The sequence below is a fragment of the Actinocorallia libanotica genome (assembly GCF_039525175.1).
Classification (GTDB): Bacteria; Actinomycetota; Actinomycetes; order Streptosporangiales; family Streptosporangiaceae; genus Actinocorallia; species Actinocorallia libanotica.
Genome location: NZ_BAAAHH010000046.1, coordinates 1 through 13,478 on the forward strand (window position 1 = coordinate 1; position 13,478 = coordinate 13,478).

Consider the following 13,478-nt stretch of genomic DNA (forward strand, 5'->3'; position numbering starts at 1 on the left):
GAACAAGTCCTGGCCTTTTATTTGGCACTGACTTTTAGCACGCTGTTGAGTTCTCAAGAAACGGACTCACTCTTTCGTTCCGGCCTTTATGGCCTTCGCTCCGGAGCGACCTGGTTTAACTTATCAGGCTCTTTCTGCCTGTCAAATCCGCTCTTTCGGGATAATTCCCTCTTGATTGGATCCTGCAGTTTGGTTTTCGCCTTTCGGCGTTTCCCTCTCTGCGGTCCCTCTAACTTAGCAGTTCCGATTCAGTGCTTCGTACCGAATCCGATCGGCCCTGCCGTGTCAGTGGGGTTCTCCCCGGGGCCGGCCGCTTCCGCGTCCCGCTCCCCCGTGGGGTAGGTAGAACATTACGACCGCCCGGGGACAACGTCAAATCAGCGCTTCCGGAGCGCGGGACCCCTGCTGGGACGGTCTTTCTGTAGGGACATTGATGCCCCTTCCCTCCCCTGCCAAACCTTTTGTGACCTGGATCTCCCCAACGTTTGCCGGTCTCCTACGGAAAAGTCCCCGCCGGAGTTTCCTCCGGCGGGGACTTTTCGCAGTTCAGCGGCCGTTTCCTCAGCCGACGGCGATGCTCCCGAGGTTGCGCTTGCCGCGGCGCAGCACGAGGTACCGCCCGTGCAGCAGGTCGCCGGCGGTGGGCACGGCGTCCTCGCCCTCCACCTTGGCGTTGTTGAGGTAGGCGCCGCCCTGGGCGATCGTCCTGCGCGCCTCGGACTTGCTCTTGCACAGCCCGGCCGCGACCAGGAGGTCCGCGACGGGCGGCAGCTCCCCGGCGGGGGCGCTGCCCTGCGGCGCCTCGGCCAGGGCCGCGGCGAGGGTGCGCTCGTCGAGGGAGTCCAGGCCCCCCTGTCCGAACAGCGCCGCCGAGGCGGCGATCACCTTGTCCGTCTCGCCGGCCCCGTGCACCAGGGTGGTCAGCTCCGTGGCGAGGGCCCGCTGGCCGATGCGCGCGGCGGGCCTGTCCGCCGACTGCTTCTCCAGTTCCTCGATCTCCTCGCGGCTCCGGAAGCTGAACGTGCGCAGAAGCTTGCCGACCTCGCCGTCCTCGACGTTCAGCCAGTACTGGAAGAACGCGTACGGGGACGTGAGCTCGGGGTCGAGCCAGATCGCCCCGCCCGCGGTCTTGCCGTACTTGGTGCCGTCGGGCTTGGTGAGCAGCGGCGTCGAGATCGCGTGCACGTGCTTCCCGGTGACCCGGCGGATGAGGTCGGCTCCCGCGGTGAGGTTGCCCCACTGGTCGCTGCCTCCGCTCTGCAGGACGCAGCCGTGGCGGCGGTAGAGCTCCAGGAAGTCCATGCTCTGCAGGAGCTGGTAGGAGAACTCGGTGTACGACAGGCCGGCCTCCAGCCGGGAGGCCACCACCTCGCGGGCGAGCATCCGGTTGACCGGGAAGTGCTTGCCGACGTCCCGCAGGAAGTCGATCACGGACATGGGCCCGGTCCAGTCGAGGTTGTTGACCATCCGGGCCGCGTTCTCGCCCTCGAAGGACAGAAAACGCGAGACCTGCTCTTGGATGCGCTTCACCCACCCGGCGACGACCTCGGTGGAGTTGAGCTGGCGCTCGCTGGAGCGTCCGCTCGGGTCGCCGATCAGGCCGGTCGCGCCGCCCACCAGCGCCAGGGGCCGGTGCCCGGCGTCCTGGATGCGCCGCATGGTCAGCAGCTGGACGAGGTTGCCGACGTGGAGGCTGGGCGCCGTCGGGTCGAACCCGCAGTAATACGTGACGGGCCCCGCCGAGAGGACGGCGCGCAGCGCCTCCTCGTCGGTGGTATGGGCCAGCAGGCCACGCCACTGCAGTTCGTCCACGATGTCGGTCACGGTCGTCCCACTTCTCGAAAACGGATGACTTCCCAAGGTTGCCGCAAGTTACGGCCCTGGTGGTAATCGATATTCCTCTCCGCCTCCGGGCCGCCCGCCCGGAGGCGGCCTCAGGCCCCGGGAGCCGCCTGCCCGCGCCGGTTCCGGGGGACGTGCCTGCGGTAGGGCGAGACGCTCGGGTCGCCTTCCACCCAGAACCGCCACGGCGTGTCGTGCGCCGAGGAGACGCCGGTGCGCGGGCCGCTGCGGACGAGCGGCGCCGGGACCGGCGCGCCCTCGTGGATCATCAGCTCGCCGGGTACGCAGACGTCCGCGCCGTTGAGCTCGCGGGCGATGCCCAGCGCCTGGCACAGCCGCGCGGGGCCCCGGGCCAGGTCCCGGTCGGGGGAGCCGTTGCGCCGGGCGCGTGCCAGCTCGGCCCCCTCGACGATCTCCCCGGCGCGCAGCAGGACCGCCGAGGCGGTGCCGTCGGGCCCGCAGACGAGGTTCACGCAGAAGTGCATCCCGTACGTGAAGTACACGTAGGCGTGTCCCGGCTCGCCGAACATGACGGCGTTCCGTGCCGTCATGCCCCGGTAGCAGTGGGACGCAGGGTCGAGTTCCCCCGCGTACGCCTCCACCTCGGTCAGCCGGACGGCCACCGTCCCCTCGGGCGTGGTGCGGCTCAGCACCCGCCCGAGCAGGCCTGTCGCGACCTCCAGCACGGGCCGGTCGAAGAACTCCCGGTCCATCGGCGTACGCGTCGTGCTCTCGGTCACTCCTCATCCCTCCCGGCGAACCGTTCCCAGGCGGACTGGCGGGTGATGCCCAGGGCCGCGCCGATCCGCGCCCAGGTCACCCCGCGCCGCCGCAGTTCCCGCACCCACAGCCGCAGGTCGGCCTCGACCTGGTCGACGACCGCCGAGATCCGCGGGATCCGGTCGAGCATCTGCTCGTCGCTCAGCGTCTCCCAGCCCGGGAACCGCGGCGCCGCCGGCTCCTCCCGGTACTCCTCGATGATCTTGTCCGCCAGGTCGACGCACTGGTCGCAGATCCGCACCCCCGGCCCGGACACCAGCTTGCGCACCCGGTGCTCGGCCCGGTCGCAGAACGAGCACCGCGCCGGCTCCTCCTCCACCGCCTCCACCACGCCTCCTTCTGTCAGGGTCAGCCTGACAGAGGCTACGTCGTCAGGACCGGCCTGACAAAAAAAAAGCGGAGTCGGGCCGGCACGGCGGACGCAGGAACGCGTACGGGCCGGATCGCGGGGATCCGGCCCGTACGCGGGGGTCAGGACTCCGAGGCCCAGGCGGCCGCGGCGTCGGCGGAGGAGCGCAGGTCGTCGATCTGCTCCTGGACGCGTTCGGGGGCGGTGCCGCCGTGCGCCTTGCGGGAGGCGATGGCGCCGGGGACGTTGAGGACCTCGCGGACGTCCGGGGTGAGGTGCGGGGAGACCTTGGCGAGCTCGGCGTCGGTGAGGTCGCCGAAGTCCTTGTCGTTGACCTGGCACCACACGACCAGGTGGCCGACGACCTCGTGGGCGTCGCGGAAGACCACGCCGCGGCGGACCAGGAGCTCGGCGAGGTCGGTGGCCAGGGCGAAGCCCTGGGGGGCCAGCTCCTCCAGGCGCTCGGTGTTGACGCGCATGGTGGCGATCAGGCCGGACATGGCGGGCAGCACCAGCAGGAGGGTCTCGACGGCGTCGAAGGCGCCCTCCTTGTCCTCCTGGAGGTCGCGGTTGTAGGTCAGCGGCAGGCCCTTGAGGGTGGTGAGCAGGCCCACCAGGGAGCCGATGATCCGGCCGGCCTTGCCGCGGGCCAGCTCGGCCACGTCGGGGTTCTTCTTCTGGGGCATGATCGACGACCCGGTGGCGTAGGTGTCGTCCATCTCGATCCAGCGGAACTCCTGGGAGGCCCACAGGCACACCTCCTCGCCGAGGCGCGAGAGGTGCACGCCCGCCAGGGCGGCGGCGAAGAGGAACTCGGCGACGAAGTCGCGGTCGCTGACGGCGTCCATGGAGTTGGCCGCGGCGGCGGTGAAGCCGAGCTCCTCGGCGACGGCCTGCGGGTCCAGCGGCAGGGAGGAGCCGGCCAGGGCGCCGGAGCCCAGCGGGGAGATCGCGGCGCGCTTGTCCCAGTCCTGGAAGCGCTCGATGTCGCGGCTGATGGCGTGGACGTGCGCCAGGAGCTGGTGGGAGAAGAGCACGGGCTGGGCGTGCTGCAGGTGGGTCATGCCGGGACAGGCCACGCCCATGTTGGCCTCGGCCTGGCCGATGAGCGCGGTCTGCAGCTCCACCAGCCGGGAGACGATCCGGCGGACGTGGTCGCGCAGGTACAGGCGCAGGTCGGTGGCGACCTGGTCGTTGCGGGAGCGGCCGGCGCGCAGCTTGCCGCCCAGGGTGCCCAGGCGCTCCAGCAGGCCGCGCTCCAGGGCGGTGTGCACGTCCTCGTCGGCGACGGTGGGCCGGAACTCGCCGGAGGCGCAGGCCTGCTCCAGGTCGTCGATGGCGCCCAGCATGCGGGCGAGCTCGTCGTCGTCCAGCAGGCCCGCGCGGTTGAGCACGCGGGCGTGGGCGCGCGACCCCATCAGGTCGTACGGCGCGAGCCGCCAGTCGAACTGGACGCTCACGGACAGGCGCGCCAGCGCGTCCGACGGCCCGCCTTCGAACCGTCCGCCCCACAACCGGGTCGGTGCCTTGCTCACAGTGATCCCAATCTCCGATATGTCAGTGGCAGCGGGCCGCAGGCCCGCCTGGATACACAGTTGTACCGCCCCGGGGCACCACCCCGGGGCGGCACACTGCTGGAATTCTCAGGAGCCGTTGCGGCGGTCCCGGACCGACGCGATCTTGCTCGGCAGGCTCCACAGGTCGACGAAGCCCTTGGCCAGGCTCTGGTCGAAGGTGTCGCCGGTGTCGTACGTCGCCAGATCGTAGTCGTACAGCGAGGAGCCGCTGCGCCGGCCGGTCACCACGGCGCGCCCGCCGTGCAGGGTGAGCCGCACGTCGCCGTTCACGTGCTGCTGGGCCTCGGCGATGAAGGACTCCAGCGCGGTCTTCAGCGGGGAGAACCACAGGCCGTCGTAGACCAGCTCGCCCCAGCGCTGGTCGACCGAGCGCTTGAAGCGGGCGAGGTCGCGCTCGACGGTGACGTTCTCCAGCTCCTGGTGGGCCGCCAGCAGCGCGATGGCGGCCGGGGCCTCGTAGACCTCGCGGGACTTGATGCCCACGAGGCGGTCCTCGACCATGTCGAGCCGGCCGACGCCCTGGGCGCCGGCGCGCTTGTTGAGCTCGTCGATGATCTGGAACGGGGTGAGCGGGCGGCCGTCGATCGCGGTGGGCACGCCGTTCTCGAAGGTGATGACCAGCTCGTCGGCCTCACGCGGGACCGACGGGTCGGCGGTGTAGGCGTAGAGGTCCTCGATCGGCGCGTTCCAGATGTCCTCCAGGAAGCCCGTCTCCACGGCCCGGCCCCAGAGGTTCTGGTCGATGGAGTAGGGGTTCTTCCCGGAGACCTCGATCGGCAGGCCCTTCTCCTCGGCGAAGGCGATGGCCTTGTCGCGGGTCCAGGCGTAGTCGCGGGCGGGCGCGACGCACTTGAGGTCGGGGTTGAGCGCCATGAGGCCGGCCTCGAACCGGACCTGGTCGTTGCCCTTGCCGGTGCAGCCGTGCGCGACGTGGGTGCCGCCGAACCGGGCGGCGGCCGCGGCGAGGTGCTTGACGATCAGCGGCCGGGACAGCGCCGAGACCAGCGGGTAGCGGTCCATGTAGAGGGCGTTGGCGCGGATCGCCGGGAAGCAGAAGTCCCGGGCGAACTCCTCCTTGGCGTCCTCGACGACCGACTCGACCGCGCCGCAGTCCAGGGCGCGCTGGCGGATCTGCTCCATGTCCTCGCCGCCCTGACCGCAGTCCAGGGCCACGGCGATGACCTCGGCACCCATCTTCTCGGCGAGGAAGGGGATGGCGACCGAAGTGTCCAGCCCCCCGGAGTACGCCAGTACGACGCGCTCAGTCATATGTCTTCGTCCTTTTCTCGTTCATGGAGTCGATCAGTTCAAGGGGTGCGGGGCCCGGGGACCCCTGACTTCGTCGCTCGGTGAGCCGCAGCAGCCGTGCCGCGAGCTCCTCCCCGCCGAGCGGGTCGCGGGAGATGACCAGGATGGAGTCGTCTCCCGCGACGGTGCCGAGGATCTGCGGCCACTCGGCGTGGTCGATGGCCGAGGCGAGGTACTGCGCGGCGCCCGCGGGCGTGCGCACGATCACCAGGTTGGCCGACGCCTCGGCCGAGACCAGCAGCTCCTGGGCCAGCCGCGCCAGCCGGGAGTCGAAGGTCTCGGTGCTGCCGGTGCGGGCCAGCTTGATCCGCTCGCCGCCCTCGCCGGGCACCGCGTAGATCAGGCTGCCGTCGTCGGCGCGCAGGCGGACCGCCCCGATCTCCACCAGATCGCGCGACAGCGTCGCCTGGGTGACCTCCATGCCCTCCTGCCGCAGCAGGCGGGCCAGTTCGCCCTGGGAGTGCACGTTGTGCCGGGACAGCAGTTCCAGCACCCGCGCCTGCCGGGCGGCCTTGGTCATCGGGGTCGTCACGGTTCTCTTATCTCTCCAGCAGCCAGGTGAGCAGTGCCTTCTGGGCGTGCAGGCGGTTCTCCGCCTCGTCCCACACGAGGCTGTGCGGGCCGTCCAGCACGGAGGCGGCGATCTCCTTGTCCCGGTAGGCGGGCAGGCAGTGCAGGACCGAGACGTCCTGCCTGGCCAGCGCCACCAGCTCCGCGGTCAGGGCGTACGGGACGTAGACCGCCTGGTCCACCTCCGCCTGTCCCATCGAGACCCAGGTGTCGGTGGCCAGGACGTCCGCGCCCGCGGCCGCCTGCCGGGCGTCGGTCGTCACCTCGACCGAGCCGCCGGTGGTCTTGGCGATCTCCTCGGCCCGGTGCCATACGCCGCGGTCCGGCAGGTGCCCCTCGGGAGCGGCGATCCGCACGTGCATCCCCGCGGTCGCGCCGCCGAGCAGGTAGGAGTGCGCCATGTTGTTGGCCCCGTCGCCGAAGTAGGCGAGCGTGACCCCTGCCAGTTTACCCTTTGCCTCCTGGATCGTCTGGAGATCGGCGAGGATCTGGCAGGGGTGGAACTGGTCGGTGAGCGCGTTGACCACCGGCACCGACGAGGCGCCGGCCATCTCCTCGATGCGCTCCTGGCCGAAGGTCCGCCAGACGATCGCCGCGCAGATCCGCTCCAGCACCCGGGCGGTGTCGGCGATGCTCTCGCCGCGGCCGAGCTGGCTGGACCCGGCGTCGAGCACCAGCGGGTTGCCGCCGAGCTCGGCGATCCCGGCGGTGAAGGACACCCGGGTGCGGGTGGAGTGCTTGTCGAAGAGCACCGCCACCGACCTCGGACCCGCCAGCGGCTTGAAGCCGTAGCGGTCCGCCTTCATCCGGGCGGCCAGGGCCAGCACCTCGGCCTGCTCGGCCGGGGTCAGGTCGTCGTCGCGCAGGAAATGGCGGGTCATGCGGCCACCTCGTCGAGGATCGCGGGGAGGGCGTCGAGGAAGCTCTGCGCCTCCTCGACGGTCATGGTCAGGGCGGGGGCGAGCCGGATCGCGCCGGGCTGGACGTTGTTGACCAGGAACCCGGCCCGCTGCGCCGCCTCGCGGACGGCGGCGGCGACCGGCTCGGCCAGCACGATCCCCAGCCACAGGCCGCGGCCGCGCACCCCGGCGACCAGCGGGTGGTCCAGCGCCTCGATCCCGGCCGACAGCTGCTCGCCGAGCTTGACGGCGTGCGCCATCAGCCCGTCGCGCTCGATGGTCTCCAGGACGGCCAGGGCCGCGGACGCCGACAGCGGGTTGCCGCCGAAGGTGCAGCCGTGGTCGCCGGGGGCGAACAGGTCGGCGGAGGCGCCGACGCCGACGCACACCCCGATCGGGACGCCGCCGCCCAGGCCCTTGGCCAGGGTGATGATGTCGGGCCGCACGCCCTCGTGCTGGTGGGCGAACCAGGTGCCGGTCCGGCCGATGCCGCTCTGGATCTCGTCCAGGACGAGCAGCGCGCCGGTGGCGTCGCAGATCTCGCGGGCCGCGGTCAGGTAGCCGTCGGGGGCGGGCACGACGCCCGCCTCGCCCTGGGTGGGCTCCAGGAAGACCGCGGCGCACTCGCCGGTGACGGCCTCGCGCAGCGCCTCGGCGTCGCCGTAGGGCACGAACCGCACGTCCGCGCCGTAGGGCTCGAAGGGCTCGCGGATGGCCTTCTTGCCGGTGAGGGACAGCGCGCCCATCGTCCGGCCGTGGAAGCCGTTCTCGGTGGCCACGAGGTACTTGCCGGCGCCCGCGTGCTTGCGGACCATCTTGAAGGCCGCCTCGTTGGCCTCGGTGCCGGAGTTGCAGAAGTAGACCTTGCCGGGCAGGTCCAGCAGCTCCAGCAGCCGGGTGGCCAGCCGCACCTCGGGCTCGCTGGTCAGCAGCGGGGAGACGTGCGCGATCCTGGCGATCTGCCCGCTCACCGCCTCCACCAGCGCCGGGTGGGCGTGGCCCAGGGCCGAGACGGCGATCCCGGCGAACATGTCGAGGTAGGCGTTGCCGTCCACGTCCCAGACGGTGCTGCCCCGCCCGTGGGAGAGCATCAGCGGCGGCACCGCCCGGTTGGGCATGAAGGAGGCCGCGAAATCGTCCTGCCAGCTCACGACGGCACCACCATCGTTCCGATCCCTTCGTCGGTGAAGACTTCCAGCAGCAGCGAGTGCGGCACCCGCCCGTCCAGCACGTGCGCCTGCGGCACGCCGTTGCTGACCGCGTGCAGGCAGGCGCCCATCTTGGGCACCATGCCCGAGGAGAGGTCCGGCATGAGCTCCTCCAGCTCGGCCGCGGTCAGCTGGTGGATCACCTCGTCGCTGTTCGGCCAGTCGGCGTACAGGCCCTCCACGTCGGTGAGGACGATCAGCTTGGCGGCGCCCAGCTCCGAGGCGAGCGCGGCGGCGGCGGTGTCGGCGTTGACGTTGTAGACCTCGCCGTTCTCGCCGCGGGCCACACTCGAGATCACCGGGATGCGCCCGTCGCTGATGAGGCTCTGCACCGCGCCGGGGTCGACCTTGACGATCTCGCCGACCTGGCCGATGTCGACCGGCTCGCCGTCCACGATCGCGTGCAGCTTCCGGGCGGTGAACAGGTGGGCGTCCTCGCCCGACATGCCGACCGCGTACGGGCCGTGGGAGTTGAGCAGGCCGACGACCTCGCGGTTGACCTGCCCGGTGAGCACCATGCGCACCACGTCCATCGCCTCGGGCGTGGTGACCCGCAGCCCCGCGGTGAAGTGCGACTCGATGCCGAACTTCTCCAGCGCCGCGTTGATCTGCGGCCCGCCGCCGTGCACGACGACCGGGCGCAGCCCGGCCAGCCGCAGGAAGACGATGTCGCTGGCGAAGGACTCGCGCAGCGCGTCCTCGGTCATGGCGTTGCCGCCGTACTTGACCACGACGATCTGGTCGTGGAACCGCTCGAGCCAGGGCAGCGCCTCGATCAGCACCGCCGCCTTGTCCATCGCGCTGCGCCGGTTCACGAGCTGTACTCCGAGTTCTCCCGCACGTACTCCACCGTCAGGTCGGTCGTCCACACCGTCGCCGAGTGCCGGCCCGCCGACAGGTCCACGGTGATGGACACGTCGCGGGGCCGCAGGTCGACCTTGGAGCGGTCCTCGCCGACCGAGCCGCCGCGGCAGACCCAGACGCCGTTGATCGCCACGTTGAGCCGGTCGGGCTCGAACACCGCGTCGGTGGTGCCGACCGCCGACAGGACCCTGCCCCAGTTGGGGTCCTCGCCGGTGATGGCGCACTTGAGGAGGTTGTTGCGGGCGATGGACTTGCCGACGGTGACGGCGTCGGCGACGCTGTCGGCGCCGACGACCTCGATCGTGATCGCCTTGGAGGCGCCCTCGGCGTCCACCAGGAGCTGGCGGGTCAGGTCGAGGCAGACCTCGGTGAGCAGGGCGGTGAACGCCGCCTCCTCGGGAGCGGTGCCGGCGGCGCCGCTGGCCATGAGCAGGACGGTGTCGTTGGTGGACATGCAGCCGTCGGCGTCGAGCCGGTCGAAGGACTGCGAGGTCGCCGCGCGCAGCGCCCGGTCGAGCGTCTCGGCGGGCAGGTCGGCGTCGGTGGTGAGCACCACCAGCATGGTCGCCAGGGAGGGGGCGAGCATGCCCGCGCCCTTGGCCATGCCGCCGATCATGTAGCCGCCCTCGCCGCGGCGGAAGGCGATCTTGGCGACGGAGTCGGTGGTGCGGATGGCGTCGGCGGCGCTCAGGCCGCCGTCGCGGGTGAGCTCGGCCGCCGCCGTCTCCACCCCGGACAGCAGCTCGTCCATCGGCAGCCGGAGGCCGATCAGGCCGGTGGAGCACACCGCGATCTCCCCGGCGGACTCCGCCAGGACCTCGGCCACCTTCTCGGCGGTGGCGTGGGTGTCCTGGAAGCCCGGGGAGCCGGTGCAGGCGTTGGCTCCGCCGGAGTTGAGGACCACCGCGCGCACCCGGCCGCCGGAGACCACCTGCTCGCTCCACAGCACGGGCGCGGCCTTCACGCGGTTGGCGGTGAACACCGCGGCGGCGGCGCGCGAGGGTCCGTCGTTGACGACCAGTGCCAGGTCTCGGTTGCCGTTGTCCTTGATGCCCGCTGCTATGCCGGAGGCCCGGAAGCCCAGGGGTGCGGTGACGCTCATGTGCCCTCTTCTTCTCTTCGCGACGGGAGGTTTCAGGGTGCGACGGCGAGGGTGCCCAGCCCCTGCTCCTCGGGCAGGCCGAGGGCCAGGTTGGCGGACTGGACGGCGCCACCCGCGGTGCCCTTGGTGAGGTTGTCGATGGCGGCGGTGATCACGATGCGGCCCGCGCGCTCGTCCAGGGCGACCTGCATCAGCGCGGTGTTGGCGCCGAGCGTCATCGCGGTGGACGGCCACATCCCCTCGGGGAGCACGTCCACGAACGGCTCGGCGGCGTAGGCGGCGAGGTAGGCCTCCCGGAGGGCGGCGTAGGTGGTGCCGGGCCTGGCCTTGGCGGTGCAGGTGGCCAGGATCCCGCGGCTCATGGGGGCGAGGGTGGGGGTGAAGGAGACGGTGACGGGTTCGCCGGCGGCCGCCGACAGGTTCTGGATCATCTCCGGGGTGTGCCGGTGCACACCGCCGACGCCATAGGCCGAGACCGCGCCCATGACCTCGCTGCCCAGCAGGTTGACCTTGGGCGACCTGCCCGCCCCGGAGGTGCCGGAGGCGGCGACGACGACCACGTCGGGTTCGGCGAGCCCGGCGGTGAAGGCGGGGACGAGCGCCAGGGTCGTGACCGTCGGGTAGCAGCCGGGCACCGCGATCCGCTTCGTCCCGGCCAGGACCTCCCGCTGGCCGGGCAGCTCCGGCAGTCCGTAGGGCCAGGTGCCGGCGTGCGGGCTGCCGTAGAAGTGCTCCCACTCGGCGGCGTCGGCGAGCCGGAAGTCGGCGCCGCAGTCGACGACCAGCACGTCCTCGCCCAGTTCGGCGGCGAGCGGGCCCGACGCGCCGTGCGGCAGCGCGAGGAAGACCACGTCGTGGTCCGCGAGGGTCTGCGGGGTAGTCTCGGCGAGGACCCGGTCGGACAGGGAGCGGAGGTGTGGCTGCAGGGTGCCCAGGGCGGCTCCGGCGTTGCTTCCGGCGGTCAGCGTGCCGATCTCGAATCCGGGGTGGCCGGCCAGGATGCGCAGGAGTTCCCCGCCCGCGTAACCGCTCGCGCCCGCCACCGCAACCCGGTAACCCATGTCTCTCCTCAGCTTGACTGAGAAAAAGTATGCATTCAATCGGATGAGTATTCAAGTCCGATCTCGGAAACCCGCGCCGTGCGAGCGTGGGAGGATTTGGGCCATCCATGCAACCTTCCGGTCCCGGCGGGTGTCTTTGGAGGGGAGAGGCGACGTGATGCGGGGCGGCGGCGGCCAGTTCGAGGACTTCGTGGCCAACAGGTTCCCGGCGCTCTTCCGTTACGCGTACGTCCTCACCGGCAACCAGCACGACGCCGAGGACCTCGTCCAGGAGGCGCTCACCCGTACGGGTGTGGCCTGGGGGCGGGTACGGCGCAAGGACGACCCGGAGGGCTATGTGCGCACCACCATGGCGCGCATCATGGCCAACCGCTGGCGCAGGCCCCGGCTGGAGCACCTCGTCGAAGGGGTGCCCGAGCAGGCGGCCGAGGACCCCGAGCTGCACCGGGTCCACGAGGTCGACGGGCTGGACGCGGCGCTGGCCGCCCTGCCCCCGCGGATGCGCGCGGTGCTCGTCCTGCGCTACTTCGAACAACTGAGTGAGGAAGAGACGGCGCGGGTGCTGGGATGCTCCCGCGGAACGGTGAAGAGCCAGGCCTCCCGGGCGCTGGCCAAGCTCCGCGCCAGCATGCTGCCCCAGGAAGCCGAGCAGGCACTGATGGAGGACCGACGTGGAAGATCTTGAGCGGCTCGTCGCCGGAAGGCTGCGCGCTCTCGACGACGCGGCACCCTCTCCCGAGGCGCCTCCCGCCCTCCTCGCCCGGGTCGGCCACCAGGTGAAGGCGCGCCGCAGGCGGCGCCGGATCACCGCGTCCGCGGCGGGCCTCTCGGTGGCCGCCGCCGTCGCGGTCGTCGCCCCGCAGCTGGCGGACTCCGGCGCGCCCGACCCCCGCGACCCGTCGGTGCTGGCCGCCTCCGAGCCCGCCGAGCGGCGCCCCGGCTCCGCCGCCCCCTCCCCGGGCCGGCCCGGCGCCGCCGGCGGCCTCCCCCGCGACCTGCCCAGCGGCAAGACCCTCAACGCCTTCGGCGTCACCTCCGACGGGGCGGTCCTGGGCACCGGCGTGGGCCCCCGCGGGCTCAGCGACGGCGTGCTGTGGCGCGCCGACGTGAGCGGCCTGCTCACCGTCCCCGCCCCCGTCGCCGAGCCGGAGGGCATGTACGCCGCCTCGGGCAGCCGGAACATGACGATCTGGGCGCAGCGCAAGGACGGCGGCGGCTACCAGCTGATGTGCCGCTCCGGCGAGAGCGAGCCGGTGCGGCTGGGCACCGGCGGGGTCGCCCGGCGCGGCGGCGCGGCCTTCCACGCCGACCACGACATCGCCGTCTGGACGGACAAGGACGCCGGGACCGTCTGGACGGCGCACGGCTGCGACGCCGAGCCCCGGCCCCTGACCAGCGGGTACGCCGCGGGCTTCGCCTACCCCTACGCCTACGTGCTGAGCACCGACGGCCGGGGCAGGCCGACCGGCGAGGTCCAGCGCGTCCAGGTCGAGACCGGCGACCAGCAGACCCGCGAGCTGCCGGCCGAGCACCTGACCCGCGACGCGCTCTACGCGGCGGGCTCGGACACGTTCGCCGTCGCCGCCGACCGCGCGCTCACCGTCTACGACGCCCAGACCTGGCGGGCCCACGAGGTGCCCGAGCGGCTCCCCCGCGGGCAGCGGGCCGCCCTGACCGCCGGGGACGGGCTGGTCGTCTACTCCGCGCAGCGCCAGGACGCCGACCGGTCCCTGGTGTACGAGACCGGGAGCGGGCAGGCGCGGGTGCGCGACGGCGAGGCCTACGCCAAGGGCGAGTGGCTGCTCACCCGCGACGGCGAGGCCTACCGGCTGAGCAGCACGCCCTGAGGCCCCCGACCAGGCCCTGAACGCGAACGGGGAAGTCGGAGGCCAAGCGGGGTTAGGAAGACAATGTGAAG

General features: G+C 71.9%; 13 protein-coding genes. 2 read left to right on the forward strand and 11 right to left on the reverse strand.

Annotation, left to right across the window (positions count from 1 at the left end; genetic code table 11):
- Positions 1-561: 561 nt before the first annotated feature.
- The 11 genes from tyrS to argC all read right to left on the reverse strand — a co-directional run bounded on the left by tyrS (position 562) and on the right by argC (position 11,560).
- Positions 562-1,824, reverse strand: a complete 1,263-nt coding sequence (tyrS, locus tag ABD140_RS34670) for a tyrosine--tRNA ligase (protein WP_344246244.1) — start codon at positions 1,822-1,824, stop codon at positions 562-564.
- Between the two features lie 110 nt (positions 1,825-1,934).
- Entirely contained in the window at positions 1,935-2,582 is a 648-nt protein-coding gene (locus tag ABD140_RS34675) for a DNA-3-methyladenine glycosylase (protein WP_425544183.1), read from the reverse strand.
- On the reverse strand, positions 2,579-2,953 hold the full coding sequence (locus tag ABD140_RS34680) for a ClpX C4-type zinc finger protein (RefSeq protein WP_344246246.1): 375 nt from the start codon (positions 2,951-2,953) through the stop codon (positions 2,579-2,581). Before ABD140_RS34680 ends, ABD140_RS34675 begins: the two co-directional genes overlap by 4 nt.
- Positions 2,954-3,093: 140 nt before the next feature.
- Positions 3,094-4,506, reverse strand: coding sequence for an argininosuccinate lyase (gene argH / locus ABD140_RS34685; RefSeq protein ID WP_344246248.1), 1,413 nt, complete (start codon positions 4,504-4,506; stop codon positions 3,094-3,096).
- Between the two features lie 108 nt (positions 4,507-4,614).
- Complete coding sequence (locus ABD140_RS34690; RefSeq protein WP_344246250.1) at positions 4,615-5,817, reverse strand: argininosuccinate synthase; 1,203 nt, start codon at positions 5,815-5,817, stop codon at positions 4,615-4,617.
- A complete protein-coding gene (locus ABD140_RS34695) occupies positions 5,810-6,388 on the reverse strand; it encodes an arginine repressor (RefSeq protein WP_344246252.1) in 579 nt (192 codons plus the stop codon). The genes ABD140_RS34690 and ABD140_RS34695 overlap by 8 nt, the downstream gene beginning before the upstream one ends.
- A gap of 7 nt (positions 6,389-6,395) precedes the next feature.
- Positions 6,396-7,307, reverse strand: coding sequence for an ornithine carbamoyltransferase (argF, locus tag ABD140_RS34700; protein WP_344246254.1), 912 nt, complete (start codon positions 7,305-7,307; stop codon positions 6,396-6,398).
- Positions 7,304-8,443: an acetylornithine transaminase gene (locus ABD140_RS34705; protein WP_425544185.1), complete on the reverse strand. Its 1,140-nt coding sequence runs from the start codon at positions 8,441-8,443 to the stop codon at positions 7,304-7,306. The genes argF and ABD140_RS34705 overlap by 4 nt, the downstream gene beginning before the upstream one ends.
- 29 nt (positions 8,444-8,472) lie before the next feature.
- Positions 8,473-9,330, reverse strand: coding sequence for an acetylglutamate kinase (argB, locus tag ABD140_RS34710; RefSeq protein ID WP_344246321.1), 858 nt, complete (start codon positions 9,328-9,330; stop codon positions 8,473-8,475).
- 14 nt (positions 9,331-9,344) lie between these two features.
- Positions 9,345-10,499, reverse strand: a complete 1,155-nt coding sequence (gene argJ, locus ABD140_RS34715; RefSeq protein WP_344246258.1) for a bifunctional glutamate N-acetyltransferase/amino-acid acetyltransferase ArgJ — start codon at positions 10,497-10,499, stop codon at positions 9,345-9,347.
- 32 nt (positions 10,500-10,531) lie between these two features.
- The gene (gene argC, locus ABD140_RS34720; protein WP_344246260.1) at positions 10,532-11,560 is read right to left on the reverse strand and encodes an N-acetyl-gamma-glutamyl-phosphate reductase; all 1,029 of its coding nucleotides are present in this window, start codon (positions 11,558-11,560) and stop codon (positions 10,532-10,534) included.
- A 157-nt stretch (positions 11,561-11,717) separates the two neighbouring features.
- Here argC and ABD140_RS34725 point away from each other — a divergent pair, with 157 nt between their 5' ends.
- Positions 11,718-12,245 (forward strand): SigE family RNA polymerase sigma factor, encoded by a 528-nt coding sequence (locus tag ABD140_RS34725; protein WP_344246323.1) that lies wholly within the window; start codon positions 11,718-11,720, stop codon positions 12,243-12,245.
- A complete protein-coding gene (locus ABD140_RS34730; protein WP_344246262.1) occupies positions 12,232-13,407 on the forward strand; it encodes a hypothetical protein in 1,176 nt (391 codons plus the stop codon). The genes ABD140_RS34725 and ABD140_RS34730 overlap by 14 nt, the downstream gene beginning before the upstream one ends.
- Positions 13,408-13,478: the final 71 nt, after the last annotated feature.